8 protein-coding genes and 1 tRNA gene are annotated in these 14,052 nt (G+C 61.5%); 4 read left to right on the forward strand and 5 right to left on the reverse strand.

The window, feature by feature from the left end:
• Positions 1-176 precede the first annotated feature (176 nt).
• The 5 genes from AC1RQ9_RS09085 to AC1RQ9_RS09105 all read right to left on the reverse strand — a co-directional run bounded on the left by AC1RQ9_RS09085 (position 177) and on the right by AC1RQ9_RS09105 (position 8,704).
• Positions 177-2,498, reverse strand: a complete 2,322-nt coding sequence (locus AC1RQ9_RS09085; protein ID WP_485986573.1) for a xanthine dehydrogenase family protein molybdopterin-binding subunit — start codon at positions 2,496-2,498, stop codon at positions 177-179.
• Positions 2,491-2,964, reverse strand: coding sequence for a (2Fe-2S)-binding protein (locus AC1RQ9_RS09090; protein WP_010507850.1), 474 nt, complete (start codon positions 2,962-2,964; stop codon positions 2,491-2,493). The genes AC1RQ9_RS09085 and AC1RQ9_RS09090 overlap by 8 nt, the downstream gene beginning before the upstream one ends.
• Before the next feature lie 21 nt (positions 2,965-2,985).
• Positions 2,986-4,314 carry a c-type cytochrome gene (locus AC1RQ9_RS09095; RefSeq protein WP_193732075.1) on the reverse strand — a complete coding sequence of 443 codons (1,329 nt, stop codon included), beginning with the start codon at positions 4,312-4,314 and terminating at the stop codon, positions 2,986-2,988.
• A 382-nt stretch (positions 4,315-4,696) separates the two neighbouring features.
• A complete protein-coding gene (locus AC1RQ9_RS09100; protein WP_485986575.1) occupies positions 4,697-7,084 on the reverse strand; it encodes a glucose/quinate/shikimate family membrane-bound PQQ-dependent dehydrogenase in 2,388 nt (795 codons plus the stop codon).
• 138 nt (positions 7,085-7,222) lie between these two features.
• Positions 7,223-8,704 (reverse strand): mannitol dehydrogenase family protein, encoded by a 1,482-nt coding sequence (locus AC1RQ9_RS09105; RefSeq protein ID WP_485986576.1) that lies wholly within the window; start codon positions 8,702-8,704, stop codon positions 7,223-7,225.
• Positions 8,705-8,964: 260 nt separating this feature from the next.
• Between AC1RQ9_RS09105 and AC1RQ9_RS09110 the strand changes: the two genes are divergently transcribed.
• The 4 genes from AC1RQ9_RS09110 to AC1RQ9_RS09125 all read left to right on the forward strand — a co-directional run bounded on the left by AC1RQ9_RS09110 (position 8,965) and on the right by AC1RQ9_RS09125 (position 13,674).
• Entirely contained in the window at positions 8,965-10,065 is a 1,101-nt protein-coding gene (locus AC1RQ9_RS09110) for a glycosyltransferase family 4 protein (RefSeq protein WP_485986578.1), read from the forward strand.
• An 83-nt stretch (positions 10,066-10,148) separates the two neighbouring features.
• Positions 10,149-11,657 (forward strand): replicative DNA helicase, encoded by a 1,509-nt coding sequence (locus AC1RQ9_RS09115; RefSeq protein WP_485986603.1) that lies wholly within the window; start codon positions 10,149-10,151, stop codon positions 11,655-11,657.
• A gap of 360 nt (positions 11,658-12,017) precedes the next feature.
• Positions 12,018-13,529, forward strand: a complete 1,512-nt coding sequence (locus tag AC1RQ9_RS09120; RefSeq protein ID WP_485986579.1) for a YifB family Mg chelatase-like AAA ATPase — start codon at positions 12,018-12,020, stop codon at positions 13,527-13,529.
• A gap of 70 nt (positions 13,530-13,599) precedes the next feature.
• Positions 13,600-13,674, forward strand: a tRNA-Val gene (locus AC1RQ9_RS09125).
• Positions 13,675-14,052: the final 378 nt, after the last annotated feature.

Consider the following 14,052-nt stretch of genomic DNA (forward strand, 5'->3'; position numbering starts at 1 on the left):
GTTTCTGGTGACGATTTTTTTAGAAGGCCTTGAAAGAACGCCGCCTTTTTTGAAAAAAGGCGGCCCCCGAAAACTTCTGTTCCTTATCAGTGATTTTTAATACTCGCCAATCCAGACAATAAAAAACCCCGGCCTGCATCGCATACCGGGGTTTTTCGTATTCAGGCTGTATCCACCTAGCTGTTCTGCAGTCCGCGCAGCACATCCGCCGGACGGACCGGCATATGACGCAGGCGCACACCCACGGCATTGAAGATGGCATTGCCGATTGCAGGACCGACCACCGTCGTGCCGGGTTCACCCAAGCCCATCGGCTTTTCGGTGCTGGGCAGGAACTCGATGTCCATTTCCGGCGTGTCGGCAATACGCAGCGGCGTATAGGTGTTCAGGTTACGGTCAACCGGCATGCCGTTGACGATTTCCGTGTTCTCGAACAGGACCATGCTCAGGCCCCACAGCGCAGCGCCCTCGGTCTGGGCCTTCGCGCCATCGGGGTCGACCACGGTACCCGCATCGACCACAATCGTCAGCTTCTGGCATGTCACCACACCCGTGCTGCGATCCACATGCACCTGCGCCACGCAGCCAATCCATGTCGGCATGCCGCGTTCCTGTCCTGCCGTGGTGGCCAGGCCCATCGCGGTGTCCTTGGGCAGGCTGGTCTTGCCCCAGTTCACCTTTTCCATAAGCCTGCGCACGACAGCGGCCTGACGCAGCGCGCCACCAACAGAATCGGGTGCCTGTCCCTTGTTGCGGCCCTGCGCGGTCAGCAGTTCAAGGCGGAACTGCGCCGGATCCTTTTTCTGGCGGTGCGCGACTTCATCAAGGAAACATTCGATCCCCCAGCTGGTCCAGCCGGGGCTGACCGAACGCAGCCAGCCGGGACGGAATGTCTTTTCCGCCAGGTCATTACGCAGCGCACGCACCCGGAAGGCACCGACTTCATACCAGTGATCGCCACCCGCGATGGCGAACTGGTCATACGGCTTGCCATCCACGCCCTTTTCCATGAACGCTTCGGCCATCACGCCCGTGGGCCAGCCAGCAGCAGCCTGGTAATCCATGGAGGTGATCTTGTCGCTGGCGTCAAACGCCATGCGGACACGCTGGACCGAAGGCGAGCGGAAGGAATCGAACTGCATGTCGTCTGACCGCGTCAGGATCAGCTTGACCGGCTTGCCACCCAGTGCCTTGGACGCAAGGGCAGCCGGAATCATGTAATCCCCGTTCAGCCGACGGCCAAACCCGCCACCCAGCAGGTAGCTGCGCAGGATGACCTTGGATTCCGGCACCTGCAGCGACTTGGCCAGCGTGGGCAGGATCAGGCTCTGCCACTGGTTACCGGCGTGGATTTCGTAAACACCGTCCTTTTCAAAGGCCAGCGCGTTGGTCGGTTCCAGCTGGTAATGCAGCACGGATGCACAGGTATATTCCTGATCCATGACCGTGTGCGCACTACCGAAGGCCTGGTCTACGCCATCATCATTGAAGATGTAGACGCCGCCCGCCTTGTTGTTGATCAGTTCGCGGCCACGGTCCTGAATGTCGCGTTCTGACGTGTGGATCGTCTCACCCGGCGTCCATTCCACCTTCAGCGCATCGGTCGCGCGGATGGCGGCGCTGTAGCTTTCCGCCAGCACCACGACCCAGCCCTGCACGACCTGCGACGGATCATCGATCAGCAGGTAGCGGACATAGCCCTTGATCTTCTTGGCCTCGGTATCGTCAACCGAACGGACCTTGGAGCCATAGCGCGTCGGCGGCATCTTGGGGCGGCCGTACAACATGCCCTCCACCTTGGCGTCGATGCCGTAGATGGCCGTGCCGTTGGTCTTGGCGGGAATGTCCAGCGCCTTGAGTTCGGCATTGCCGATCAGTCTGCGTTCACTGGCGGGCTTGAGCGGCAGCTTGGCCATTTCCTCTGGCGTGAAGGAATGGGACGGGTGCCCCTTGGCCACGATGTCGCCAAAGCTGATCTGCTTGCCACCGGCGCTGACAATGCTGTTGGCGACCGTACACTTGTCCGGTGTGGTACCCAGCAGGCGCGCACCTTCCTCGACCATGGCCGTGCGCGTCGCAGCACCGGCCTGGCGGAAGACATCCCATGTCATCCATACCGACCAGCTGCCGCCGGTGACCATCAGGCCCCATTTGGGGTCGGTGTCCACGTAGTTGATGCGGACCTTGCTCCAGTCGGCTTCCATTTCATCCGCGATGATGCGGGCGAGGGCGGTGCCGATATGCTGCCCCATTTCCGCGCGGATGATGTTGACCGTGATTTCCCCATCGGGTGCGATCGAACACCAGATGGTGGGTTCGAACGCCCCGTCGCCCGGCAGTGACCGGTCGAGCGGGAAAATCTGGTTGGCGGATGAAGGACGCGCGAAGCCAAACATGACGCCGGCGCCAAGGGAGGTGACAAGGAAGCCGCGACGTGACAGGGAAGCCTGTTCACGGCGTCCGTCCTTGCCAAGGCGGAAGCGGTTTAATCTACCCATTTGATGCATCTCCGCGTGCGGTGGCCGCGGCCTTCTTGATGGCCTCACGAATGCGAATGTAGGTCATGCACCGGCACAGGCTGCCAGCCATGACGGCATCGATTTCCTCATCCGTGGGAGAGGGGTAATCCTTCAGCAGGCTCACGGCCTGCATGATCTGCCCGGACTGGCAGTAGCCGCACTGCGGCACCTGGATTTCACGCCAGGCCTGCTGGACAGGGTGATTACCCTCGGGATCGATGCCTTCGATCGTGGTGATGTCAGCGCCTTCGGCGGCGCTGACGGGGGTCACGCAGGAACGGGTGGCCCGGCCACCGATATGGATGGTGCACGCACCACACATGCCGATACCGCAACCGAATTTCGTTCCGGTCAGGCCAACTTCGTCACGGATGACCCACAGCAGGGGGGTATCACCCGGTACGTCAACGGTTACTTCCCGTCCATTGAGGCGAAAGGTCGTCATGTTCTAGCTCCGTCTTTCAGCTCAATGGGACGACGCGACAGGGGGGACAGGCAGGGTCTTGCGAACCTCGCCAGCCTTCTTCTCCAGATCGGTCCACGGCGGCAGGGTCGTGCGGGTCGCACGCAGGTAGGCCGCCAGGCGGGCCAGATCCGCATCCGAGAAGGAATGGTAGAAACTGGGCATGGAAACGGTGGAAATACCTTCCGTCGTGCCGATACCGCGCAGGATGACCTGGAACAGGTTGGTCGGCTCATCCAGCCACAGCGCGTTGTTCAGCGCCAGGTCGGGGCGGCCTTCAACCGGCTGCGGTCCGGCATTGGCGTGGCATGCGGCGCAGGCGCCGGCATACAGCTTCGCGTTCGGGTTCACCTGCGGGCCGACCAGATCCTTCATGGATGCCTGCATGGCCCATGCAATCGCCTTGGGATCCTGGCTGACACGGGTTGCCGAATGGTCGATCTGGGCCAGGTAATGCGCAATGGCATGCACATCGGATTCCGGCATCTCGCTCAGGCCACCATGGACCACGGGCGACATGGGTCCGGCGGCACTGCCATGCAGCGGGGCCGATCCGAAACGCAGGTATTTGAAATACTCGTCCTCGGTCCAGACAACCGGGGTCGGATTGTGTTCATTGAGCGGCGGCGCGATCCAGTTATCGACCGGGGCGCCATCATACGGCGCGCTGGCCTTTTCCGCACCCATGAGGTTACGCGGCGTATGGCACGCCGAGCAGTGGCTCAGCCCTTCGGCCAGATACGCGCCACGGTTCCATTCGGCATCCTGGGCGGGATCGTTCTTCAGCGGCCCTTCATGCAGGAACAGAAGTTTCCAGCCCGCCTGTTCCAGACGGATATTGAAGGGGAAGCCCACCGTGTTGTCACGCTTGACCGAATGCACCGGCGCCCGTGTCATGAGGAAGGCATAGACATCATCGATGTCCTGATCCGTCATGTGCGTGAAGTGGTCAAACGGGAAGGCCGGGAAAAGCTGCGTGCCGTCACGCGAAATGCCCTTGCGCATGGCGCGCTTGAAGGCGGCTTCCGACCAGTGGCCGATACCCGTTTCGGGATCAGGCGTGATGTTGGAGGAGAAGATGGCGCCAAAGGGCGTGTCCATCTTGTAATCGCCCGCCAGCTCGACGCCACGCTTGCCATCCGTACGGGTATGGCATTCGGCGCAGTAGCCGCCAGCGGCCAGCACGCGCCCGCGTTCAATCTGTGCTGCGGAAAAAGAGGAAGGAGGAGGCGGTGCAACCGGCGCAATGGCCGGATACCACGCATAGGCAAGGAACCCGACGCCACCGGCGACACCGATTCCCACAATCGCTGCTGCAATACGCTTAATCACGATGTTCTCGCGGTTGTGAAAGTCATCATATCACCCCGTATCATCCGCCCGGTTCCAGTGCCGGTATGGCGCGAAACACAAGAAACAGCGCGTCGTTGCGCTGTCCTGAAGGCACCGGAACTGCCGGATGTGCGGGAACATCGGCGCCACGGCGGAAACTTTGTATTACCGTTTCCTAATCAAGCCGTTTGGTGGCGCGTAAGATCAAAGCTGTAATAAGAGTTATTTATTTATAATATGAATATAGCAGGATCGCTGCAAACCCCTGAATAAATGGATTTGCAGTGTCCTGTCACAGCGATATCTATATACCAATGAATATAGATGGAACCGGCCATGTCAAGCCGGGGAAGGAAAAAATCCTTCCCCGGCCATGCACGGCTCAGTTCTGGTCAGGCAGGCTGTAGGCGACGATGTAGTCACCCAGCTTGGTGCCAAACGATCCGTGTCCACCATCAGCGGTCACGATGTACTGCTTGCCATCCACCGCATAGGTCATGGGGGTGGACTGGCCACCGGCAGGCAGGCGGTCCTGCCACAGGACGCGGCCGTTGGTCACGTCATACGCACGGATATAATAATCCAGCGTGGAGGTCAGGAACGCGACCCCACCCGCGGTGGTCAGCGGGCCGCCAAGGCTGGGCACGCCCATCTTGATGGGCAGGGGCAGCGGCGCACTGTCACGGATCGTGCCATTGCGGTGCTTCCACACGATCTTGTTGGTGCGCAGGTCGATACCGGACATGTAGCCCCATGCCGGCTGCTTGCACGGCAGGCCAAAGGGCGACAGGAACGGATGCAGGTCAACGCCATAGGGCACGCCAAACTGCGGCTGCACGCCACTTTCGCTGCCTGAGGGTAGGGACTTGTCAGGCGTTGCCGGGTTGTTCGGGCCGCGCGGGATCAGCCTGGACACGAACGGGATGGCGATGGGGTTGGCAATCGCGATCTGGCGCATGGGATCAACCGCCAGGCCGCCCCATTCAAACATGCCCAGGTTACCGGGGAACACCAGCGTGCCCTGCAGCGATGGCGGCGTGAACGTGCCATCATAACGCAGGCGATGGAACATGATGCGACAGACCAGCTGGTCATACATCGTGCCACCCCACATATCCGCATCGGTCAGCAGCTTGCTGGGGCGGAAGGTCAGCTGGGAGAAGGGCTGCGTGGGCGACACGTGATCGCCGGGCGCTGCCCCCTGCGGCACGGGCCGTTCGGGCGCCGGCACGACCAGATGGCCATTGCGACGGTCCAGCACGAAGATGTTGCCGGTCTTGGCCGGGGCATACAGCGTGGGGATGACCTCACCCTGTTCGTCACGGATATCGACCAGGCTGGGCTGGGCCGGAATGTCCATGTCCCACAGGTCATGATGGACGGTCTGATAGCTCCATACCAGCTTGCCGGTGGATGCGTTCAGCGCCACGATCGAGCTGGCATAGCGTTCGGCATCCGCGCCGCGGTTGCCGCCCCAGATATCAGGCGTCTGCACGCCCATCGGGATGTAGATCAGGTCCAGATTGGCGTCATAGGACGACGTGATCCACGAATTGGGGGAATTGGGCACGAAGGTGTGGTGTTCGGACGGCATTTCGTTCGGGTCGGGATTGCCGGGATCGAACGCCCATTTCAGTGCGCCGGTATGCACATCGAACCCGCGCGTCACGCCCGAGGGTTCATGCGTGGAATAGTTGTCGGTCACCGCACCGGACACGATCACGGTGGTATCGGTCACGACGGGGGGCGATGTCGGTTCGTAAAAGCCCAGCGTCTTGACGGGCATGCCGTCCTGCAGGTTCACTACGCCATTATTGCCGAACGACGCGCAACGGGCACCGGTTTCGGCATCCAGCGCGAACAGTTGTCCGTCATTGGTGGGCAGGAAAATACGACGTGCGCATTCCACCGGTGTCGCATTCCCATCAGCGGACTCCGCCCCGGCCTTGTCCTCATGATAGGACACGCCACGGCATGTCAGGTGCTGGAAGGTGGGGTTGTACGCCAGTTTGGGATCGAACTTCCACCGCTGCCTGCCCGTTTTTGCATCGAGCGCGAACAGGATCTGGTGGGGTGTGCACAGATACAGCGTATCACGGATTTTAATGGGCGTGACCTCATCGGTGATTTCACCGGGGTCATTGGGACCACGCAGGTCGCCGGTGCGGAATGTCCACGCGACTTTCAGCTTGCTGACATTATCGGCATTGATCTGCCTGAGCGGGGAAAAACGGTCCCCGAACTGCGTGCGGCCATAGGCCTGCCAGTCGCCATCGGGCATCTGGTGGGCGTCACCGGGTTCGGGGGCGTCCTTGGCCACCGGGGGCAGGTTGCCCGCGATATCCTGCGGGTCACCCATCAGGGCGAAACCGACCACGACCACGGCCGCGCCAATCGCGCCCAGCAGGGGCATGCGCGCGCCCATGCCCGCAGGCTGCAGGTGACGCGTCACCCATGGCAGCGCCAGCACGATCCCGATGGGAACAAGGATATCCCCACGCGGCGCAAGCGCCCAGAAGTCAAACCCGGCTTCACTGACGGCCCACGCCATCGTGCCAAGCAGCAGGACCGCGTAAACCGCAAGCGCGGATGCCTGCCGCCGGAACAGCAGGAACGCCGTCACCAGAAGCAGGACACCCGCGACAACATAGTAGAAAGACCCTCCGATAAGGCACAGCCACAGGCCACCGCCCAACAGGTAAAGACCTGTCAGGCCGCAGACGGCTATGGCTGCCGCCAGGAGAGGAGCCGAGCGTATAAGGCTATTCATAAGTTTTCCTGATCACCGTGATACAGTCCGAACATTCTCCCATGAGAAAACGTAGGACTTCCCGCCGGGTCAAGCCTAACTTGATGAATAAATCGTGTGTCACAATATTTCAGGGTGCGTTTTCAGCACCCTGAACGTCTATTTCCCTTTGGATACAACCGTTGCCAGCGTCGCCCGCGTGCCATTGGCACGAATGGACTGCCGCAGGGCCAGATAGGCCTGTACGAATCCGGGGTCATCACCCAGTTCCCACCCGGCGAAGGCACCCATGTCCAGCGCATCCTCCAGCCGTGGCGATGCCGCCTTCACCCGGTCCCCATCGGTCAGGTGCGGTTCGACAATGGCATAGGCCTGTCCCTTGTCATCATGCCCGCGCAGGTATTCGACGTAACAGGCCACGACAAAGGCAATGCGCTCCACGGGGCGTTTATGCGCGATCACGCCCATGGCCGTGCTCTTGATGAACATGGGCAGCTTGGACGTGCTGTCTGATGCGATGCGCAGAAGCTGGTCACTGATCGCGCGATTGCGGAAACGGTGCAGCAGGCGCCTGCCATATTCGGTCAGCGCCATGCCCGGCGGAGCATGCAGAAGGGGTTCGGCGTCAAAGGCAAGGTACTGCTCGACCAGGGTGACCTCATTCAGGTCTTCCATGATTTCACTGACCACGCGATACCCCGACAGCACGCCAGACAGGCCCAGAAGCGAGTGGGAGGCATTGAGCATGTGCAGCTTCACCTCCTCATACGGCTGGACATTATCCGTGAACTGCACGCCCACGGCGTCGAGTTCGGGGCGGCCAGCGCAGAATTTGTCTTCCACCACCCACTGGATGTAATCCTCGCAGAAGACGGGAATGCGGTCATCAAGTCCACTTTCCGCATCAAGCCGGCGTATATCATCGGGATGGACGGCAGGCGTGATGCGATCGACCATCGTGCAGGGGAAGGTAACGTTTTCCTCGATCCACTGCGCAAGCCCCGCGTCACGCGCGCGCGCCCAGCCCAGGAAGGCGGTACGCGCGACATGGCCGTTCTGGGGCAGGTTGTCGCACGACAGGATGGTGAACGGCCCGGCACCGCTTTCACGCCGTTTGCGCAGCGCCTCGGTCAGCAGGCCGAACACGGTATGCGGCACCGCGCGCTTCAGGTCCTCGGCGATCAGGGGGTGATCGATAGGGAATACGCCGTTTTCATCAACATAATAGCCGCCTTCGGTCACGGTCATGCTGACGATGCGGATTGCCGGATCGGCCAGCCGCGCGATGGTGGCCGCGCGATCGGCGGGGGCGTACATGTATTCCGTGATGGAACCGATCACCCGCACCACATTGGGCGCATCGGGGGCACATTCGGTCAGGGAATACAGGCCGTCCTGCGCCGCCATGTCCTGTGCTTTTTCGGCCTCATGCGGGTTTTCCATCAACCCTATGCCCAGCAGGCCCCAGCCGGCCTGACCGGGACGGCCCAGCACACGGTCCATGTAGACCGCCTGATGGGCACGATGGAAATTGCCCACGCTGATATGGGCAATACCCGGTGTCACCTTGCTCCGGTCATAGGCAGGCACGAGGATATTGCCCGGCAGATGGGGCAGGGTCGTATTATTGAGTACGGTCATGAACCATTTTCCACGGAAAGTATCCACGACGCGTAATAAGAAACGCATGATCATACAACCCGGCAATGCCACGTACCTGCACCTGGCAAGCGGTCAGGGCAGGATGATGCGGGCGGGCAATTTGCACGCCCGGTGTCCGGCCGCTGTTTTCTAATGGGGAAAACTGCCCTATTAAGCCTTTCCGCCGTTGCATATCCGGTGTTCCGGTTCCGAGAAATGACGGCAGGGACAGCCCTGGCCGGATCTGTTGTTGGTAATGAATGCGTATCCTCTATCTCATTAACAGCCTGAACGGCGGCGGGGCCGAACGGCCACTGCCTGCCGTGATCGGGATGATGCGCGCCTGCGGGCACACGGTTCGGGTCGTGGCGCTGGCGCGCAAGGCTGGCAACGCCATTGCCTGGCTGGAGGCTGCCGGCATCGATTACCATATCGTGGATGACCGCGATCCCGCCCGGTTCGCGTCACTGGGGCAGGTGCTGCGTTATGTCCGTGCCAACCGGCCTGACCTGTTATGGACATCACTGACACGCGCGACCCTGTATGGTCAGGCGATCGGCAGGATGCTGGGCATTCCCGTGGTCAGCTGGCAGCACAGCGCGTTTCTCAAGCCCGCCAACCGTTTCATGCTGCGTCGTACCCGTCACCTCAGCGCATTCTGGGTCGCGGATTCCGAATATGTGGCCCGCGTCACGTGCAGCCAGCTACGCCTGCCACCCGACCGGATCTGCACATGGCCGCTGTTCATGGCGGATGCGGCCGTACAGCCGACCACCCCATGGGACGGGCAGGACGGTGCGGTCTTCCATGTCGGATCGCTGGGGCGGCTGGAACCGGAAAAGAACATGCAGCTGCTGGTGCGCGCGATGGGTGTCATCCGTGCAACCCGGCCGGATGCGCGCATTCACCTGTCACTGTGCGGCAGCGGGTCGCAGATGATGGCGCTGCAGGCGCTGGCGGCCGGAATGGCGGCGGATGCCATCAGTTTCGAGGGGTTCCAGCCGGACCCGCTGGAATTCTGCCACAGGCTACATGTCTATGTGCAGCCCTCCCATTTCGAGGGGCTGTGCATCGCGGTCCATGAGGCGATGCAGGTGGGCCTGCCGGTCATTGCAACGCCCGTCGGCGCCATTCCCGACATTATCCGCGATGGGGTCAACGGATTCCTGCTGCCCGCCTCGACGCCGGAAACCCTGGCTGCACAGATCCTCCACCTTTATGCACGCCCCGACCTGTGCATGCAGATCGGCCGGGCCGCCCGACACGATATCCTGCAGCGCTACGGGGCGGATACGGTCCACGGCATGGCCACCGCCGTCATCCACCGGGCGGAACGGCTGGTGCGCGCCCGTCGCGGCTGACACGCACGTCCATACATACCCGCGGTCCATCATGCCCCTTCCGGTCGCATGGGGGGATCGGGTAGGATGGGGGAGTGAATACGATCCAGAATCCTCCCTCCGCAGAGTCCGGGCAAACGGACTCGCTTCTTGGCGTCTCGCAGCGCCTGCCGCCTGCCAACATACAGGCGGAGCAGGCGCTGCTGGGCGCGTTGCTGACCAATAACCGCGCCTATGACCGCGTATCCGACTTCCTGACCGGCGCGCATTTTGCCGATGAGGTCAATGGCCGCATCTATGACGCTATTTCCCGCCGTATCGAAGGCGGCCAGCTTGCGGATCCCGTCACGCTGCGGGCCGAATTCGAAAATACCGGCGTGCTGGATTCCGTTGGCGGCACGGCGTATCTTGCCAAACTGCTGACATCCATGGTCGGCATCATCAATGCTGCCGATTACGGGCGTGTGATCCATGATGCGTGGATACGCCGCCAGCTGATCGACATCGGGCAGGACGTGGTCAACAACGCCTTTGGCGCGCGTTCCGACCTTGACGGTCCCAGCCAGATCGCCGCCAGTGAGGAAGCGCTGTTCAAACTGGCCACGGAAAAGGGACAGGATGGCGGCTTTCAGTCCTTTGACCGTGCGCTGGCTGATGCGCTGGAAATCGCGCAGCAGGCCTTCGACCGCAGTGGCGACGTGGTGGGGCTGACCACCGGGCTGCGTGACCTGGACAAGAAAACCGGCGGCCTGCACCCATCCGATCTGCTGATCCTTGCAGGGCGTCCGGCCATGGGCAAGACGGCGCTGGCCACCAAGATCGCCTTTTCCGCCGCGCGGGCGATCATGGAGGAAATCCGTAACGCCCCGCCCGATGCCAAACCCAAGGGGTCGGTGGCCATCTTCTCGCTGGAAATGTCGTCCGAACAGCTGGCCACCCGTATCCTGTCCGAACAGGCCAGCGTATCGGGTGAAAAGATCCGCCGTGGCGATCTGGGCCAGAAGGAATTCGACCGTTTCGTGCAGGTCAGCCGCGAACTGGCGCAACTGCCGCTGCATATTGACGACACGCCCGCCATCACGCTGTCGGCCATGCGCACACGCTGCCGCAGGCTTGCGCGTACCAAGGGACTAAGTCTGGTGGTGGTCGATTACCTGCAGCTCATGCGGCCATCGGTGGGGGCGAAGGCGGAAAACCGCGTGCTGGAAATTTCCATGATCACGCAGGGCCTCAAGGCACTGGCCAAGGAACTGTCGGTACCGGTCATCGCCCTGTCGCAGCTTTCGCGTCAGGTCGAGAGCAGGGAAGACAAACGGCCCATGCTGTCGGACCTGCGTGAATCAGGATCGATCGAGCAGGACGCCGATGCGGTGATGTTCGTCTATCGTGACCAGTACTACCTGCAGCAGCGCCAGCCCAAGGAAACCTCCTTTGACTCACAGGACAAGTACCACACCGCAATGGAGGAGTGGCAGCGCAAGATGGACCTTGCGCATAACCGCGCGGAACTGATCCTGGAAAAACAGCGTCACGGGCCGACAGGGACGGTGCACCTGTTCTTCGAAGGGGAGTTCACGCGCTTTGCCGATCTGGACATGGTCCACGACGGCTAGAATCAGCGCAACGTCTCAAGGACAGGCATTTCCAGCAATTCGTTAAGAACCTTACGTAAGTGACGCGCGATATATGGGTATCGCGCGTCACTGTATCATATCCGCCACAATGGTCCGGAACACATGAATTGAATCCCGGATTGATCCAGTTGGGATCGTGCTGTGCAGGAAAACGCACAGGGGATGGGATGGACAGGATATGAAGCAGCCGGGCAAGTCCCCTTTCGCTCACATCCATAAGTTCTATAAGAAATATTATGCCAACAAATAGCGCCGTGCGGATCCACATCCGCCAGAATCTGACCCATTCGGCCATGTTCCATAATGGCCAAGCCGCCTACAATCCGGCATCATCGTGCCATGACTGATACGGCGCTTGCATCCATCTGTGGTTTTGCCTTTTCCGGCATCGAAGCCGTTCCTGTCAAAGTCGAGGTCCAGCTATCCGTTGGCCTGCCATCATTTCTGGTCGTGGGACTGCCGGACAAGGCCGTCAATGAATCGCGCGAACGCGTGCGCGCGGCCCTGTCCGCCATGGGTCTCGCCCTGCCGGCCAAGCGGATCGTGGTCAATCTGGTGCCTGCCAGCCTGATGAAGGAAGGATCGCATTTCGACCTGCCCATCGCCCTTGCACTGCTGGGTGTCATGGGCCTGCTGCCCGGTGACATGGCGCAGCGTTACGCAGCACTGGGTGAACTGTCGCTGGATGGCGGCGTAAACCCCGTATGCGGCGTGCTGCCGGCCGCCATGACGGCGGCCGGCCTGTCACTGGGGCTGATCTGCCCCGCCAGTCAGGGCGTGGAAGCCCGCTGGGCCAGTGAGGATATGGATATCCTCGCCATCCGTTCCCTGCCCGAACTGCTGAACCATTTCCGTGGGCAGCAGGTCATCGACCCGGTTGAACTGCCTGCGCGCATGGATGAAGGGCTGACCGCCCTGCCCGACCTTGCCGATATCCGTGGCATGGAAACCGCACGCCGGGCGCTGGAAATTGCCGCCGCCGGTCGTCATTCCCTGCTGATGGTGGGACCGCCGGGGGCTGGAAAATCCATGCTGGCTGCGCGCCTGCCTGGCATCATGCCCGACCTGACCCCCACCGAGATGCTGGAAATCAGCCGGATCCACAGCATTGGCGGCCTGCTCAAGGACGGGCAGCCGGTCTCCCGGCCGCCCTTTCGCGACCCGCATCATTCCAGCAGCCCCACGGCATTGAGCGGTGGGGGCGCCCGCGCCCGCCCCGGTGAGGTCAGCCTGGCGCATCGCGGCGTGCTGTTTCTGGACGAACTGCCCGAATTCTCTCGCTCCGCGCTGGAAATCCTGCGCCAGCCCATGGAAACGGGATCCATATCCATCGCCCGCGCTGCCGCCCATGTCACCTACCCTGCCCGCTTCCAGCTGATCGCGGCGATGAATCCGTGCAAATGCGGTTATCTGGGCGATGCGTCGCAGGAATGCCGCAAGGCCCCGCGTTGTGGCGAGGATTACCAGACGCGCCTGTCCGGTCCGCTGCTGGACCGTGTGGACATGGCCGTGCATGTCGAACCGATGCCCCTGACCCGCATTGCCGAAACAACGGGCGGTGAACCCAGCGCCACCGTCGCTGCACGCGTCAGGGAAGCTGTAGCCCGCCAGCATGACCGGCAGGGCGAAGCCCGCAATGCCGAAGCCCCGATCGATGATTTCCGTATCACGGCGGCGGCTCGGGATTTTGCGGTCCAGGCATCTGAAAAGATGCACCTTTCCGCCCGTGGCTTTACCCGCCTGCTGCGTGTGGTGCGGACGATTGCAGATCTGTCCGCCGCCGTTGATGTCGAACGCCCCCATATTGCCGAAGCTCTGGCCTACCGTATCCGTCGTCCGGGCCGGAAATAGCAACAGCCGTGTATTTTTCCCCCTTGCGCACCCCGGCCGACTGGATTATTAAGGCCCCACCGAAGCGGATGGGTGCGTAGCTCAGCGGTAGAGCATCGCCTTCACACGGCGGGGGTCACAGGTTCAATCCCTGTCGCACCCACCATCCGGTCTCCCCATTTATAAAATCATCCGTCAGCCAGACTACGTTATCATGTGGTCTATCCGGTTGGCCGGGTACGAAAACGTACCTCCCATGACAGCATTGGCGGCATGTCGGCTGGCTGTTGTGTCGCGCCTGATTACGCGGCGGCCTGCTTCGATCCTGATCGGATCGCAGGAAATTCCAAAACCCAACGGTTAGCCTTCTCCTGCTGTCGTGCCGTGGCGGAAATGGTTTACTATGTCAGGTTCATGGCCCGCCTGTCCGCGACATCTTCCAGATAGATCGTGTATTCAGCACGGACTGAACCTACCCATATTTTCTGATTTTCCCGCTGCGGGAACTGATCAATCTGTTTCTTTCTCGCATCCCTGTCCGGGT

The organism is Komagataeibacter ossonobensis, assembly GCF_057359305.1.

What these genes read in the sequence shown, in the direction of transcription:
- AC1RQ9_RS09085 (WP_485986573.1), bottom strand. Translation starts at nt 2,498, where the DNA reads ATGGGTAGATTAAACCGCTTCCGCCTTGGCAAGGACGGACGCCGTGAA.
- AC1RQ9_RS09090 (WP_010507850.1), bottom strand. Translation starts at nt 2,964, where the DNA reads ATGACGACCTTTCGCCTCAATGGACGGGAAGTAACCGTTGACGTACCG.
- AC1RQ9_RS09100 (WP_485986575.1), bottom strand. Translation starts at nt 7,084, where the DNA reads ATGAATAGCCTTATACGCTCGGCTCCTCTCCTGGCGGCAGCCATAGCC.
- AC1RQ9_RS09105 (WP_485986576.1), bottom strand. Translation starts at nt 8,704, where the DNA reads ATGACCGTACTCAATAATACGACCCTGCCCCATCTGCCGGGCAATATC.
- AC1RQ9_RS09110 (WP_485986578.1), top strand. Translation starts at nt 8,965, where the DNA reads ATGCGTATCCTCTATCTCATTAACAGCCTGAACGGCGGCGGGGCCGAA.
- AC1RQ9_RS09120 (WP_485986579.1), top strand. Translation starts at nt 12,018, where the DNA reads ATGACTGATACGGCGCTTGCATCCATCTGTGGTTTTGCCTTTTCCGGC.